This window comes from Faecalibacterium sp. An122 (assembly GCF_002160895.1).
In the GTDB taxonomy this organism is placed as follows: Bacteria; Bacillota; Clostridia; order Oscillospirales; family Ruminococcaceae; genus Faecalibacterium.
This window is the reverse complement of sequence record NZ_NFLL01000064.1, coordinates 1-2318: the sequence shown is the minus strand read 5'-3', so window position 1 is coordinate 2318 and position 2318 is coordinate 1. Positions and strand designations below refer to the sequence as shown.

1 protein-coding gene is annotated in these 2318 nt (G+C 49.8%); it reads left to right on the top strand.

Going from position 1 to position 2318, the window contains the following annotated elements:
• The first annotated feature begins 549 nt into the window (after positions 1-549).
• Positions 550-2232, top strand: a complete 1683-nt coding sequence (gene ltrA / locus B5E67_RS15215; RefSeq protein ID WP_087385918.1) for a group II intron reverse transcriptase/maturase — start codon at positions 550-552, stop codon at positions 2230-2232.
• Positions 2233-2318 lie beyond the last annotated feature (86 nt).

Genomic DNA, 2318 nt, shown 5'->3' with positions numbered 1-2318 from the left:
GTGCGACACGAAGTCGCGTAATGTATTGCGTGTAAACGCTGCTCTATCCATTTGGAGTAACCCTACTGTGACCTGCACTGGTCAAAAGCCAGCGTTGGGAAGCTCACAGGACAATATGGGAAATCTGCCAGCCTAAAAGCGGACGTACTGTTAGGGTAAAGAATGCTATGTCGAATGTAATGTAAATCATCGTAAGGATCGTTACAGGGAACAGGTGAAATAAGGCTGACACACCTGCACCAAAAGGTGAAGGAGGTGGCTGCGGGGCCTTTCAGTACCCCAAGGCAAATGGACGCAAATCCTCCCGGTTCAAAGATGGCGGCTAAGGCATTCATGAATTATGCATTACGTGGAACGTGGAAACCCCTATGCACTCCTTTTCATAAAGGTATCGACCTCGCAAGAGGAAGAAATGGTGCAGAGGGCATAAGAGGGAATAAAAAGCGAATGGCTCACTGTAATGGGGAGCATAGGGGTTCAAAATTTGCCCTGGCCCGAAAGGGCGCTGACTTATTCCAGGTATTTCATGGCAAGATTGGAGGTATACCTGTGAACGATTTGTATTCAACGACGGAAGGTAAAACTTCTGAGAAGCAATCGGACGAAGCAAAGCTCGGCGCACAATGGAAATCCATTGACTGGTGCAGAGCTGAACGGGAAGTTAACAGGCTACAAGTCAGGATTGTCAAGGCAACTCAGCAGAACGACTATAACGCAGTAAAACGACTTCAGTATCTTCTGACACATTCCTTTTACGCCAAAGCGCTGGCCGTTAAGCGCGTCGTCACCAACGACGGGCGCAGGACGCCTGGCGTGGACGGTGTTCTCTGGAACACGCCGGCGAAGAAAATGAAAGCGGTCCTGTCGCTGACAGATAAAGGATATCGTGCGCGTCCTCTCCGCAGAGTTTATATTGAGAAGAAGGACAAGAAGAAAAAACGTCCATTGGGCATCCCCACCATGTACGACCGTGCTATGCAGGCTCTCTACGCTCTGGCGTTGGAGCCTGTTGCGGAAACAACGGCAGATGGGAAATCCTTTGGTTTCCGAAAAGGAAGGTGTGCGCAGGATGCCTGTGAATATCTCTTCACGGCGCTCTCACGCAAACACATCTCTCCGAAATGGATTCTGGAAGGTGACATCAAGGGCTGTTTTGACCACATCAGCCATGATTGGCTGTTGGCAAATATCCCAATGGATAAGAGCATCCTGAAACAGTTCCTGAAAGCAGGGTTCATCTACCAGCGCGAACTCTTTCCCACAGAGGAAGGCACCCCGCAGGGCGGCATTATTTCTCCCATCCTGGCGAATATGACGCTGGATGGAATGGAAAAGCGGCTGGTTGAGCGATTCCACACAAATGCGCTCGGCAAAGTGGATATTCGATTCAAGAATGCCCACAAGGTGAACTTTGTGCGCTATGCAGATGATTTCGTCGTCACAGCAGCAACCCCGGAGCTGGCTCTTGAAGCCAAAGAAGTCATCCGGGAGTTTCTCGCGCAAAGAGGTTTGGAACTATCCGAAGAAAAGACTGTCGTCACCAACATCGACGACGGCTTTGACTTCCTTGGATGGAACTTTAGAAAATACAGCGAAAAGCTGATCATCAAGCCATCCAAGAAGGCTGTGAAAGCCATTGTTTCCAACCTCTCGGACACGATTCTCCGCAGGGGAAAAGCGTGGGAACAGGATGTTCTGATTATGAAGTTGAACGAACAGATTCGAGGTTGGACCAACTACCACCAGTCCGTATGTGCGAGCTATGCGTTCGCGCATCTGGATTACGTCCTGTACGAACTGCTGTGGCGGTGGGCCAAGAGACGGCACCCAAAGAAGAATAAATGGTGGATCTCGGCCAGGTACTGGCATCGAGTTCAAAACCAAAATTGGGTGTTCTCTACGGATAAAAAGAAGTTGATACGGGTGGACAGTACGGCAATCGTGCGGCACACCAAAGTAAAAACAACTGCAAATCCGTTCCTCGATACGGAGTATTTCCGAAAAAGAAAGTTCGATAAGGGAATGCGCAGGCTCACTGGCAAATTCAAGACCATTTGGAAAAACCAGAAAGGTCTGTGCTACCACTGCGGTATGCCGATGGACGTGACTGAGGAGAGAGAAATCTTCTGTCTCAGGCCAAAGTCCAAAGCGGGCACAGAAGATATTCGCAATATGCGGTACGTCCACTGTGTCTGCCAGCAAATCTACGCTGAGTGCCGCTTGAAAAAGTGATGAAATGCTTGAGCCGTATGACGGGAAATCTGTCACGTACGGTTCTTAGGCGGGAAAGCGGTGGTAACACCGCCGACCCAGCCGAT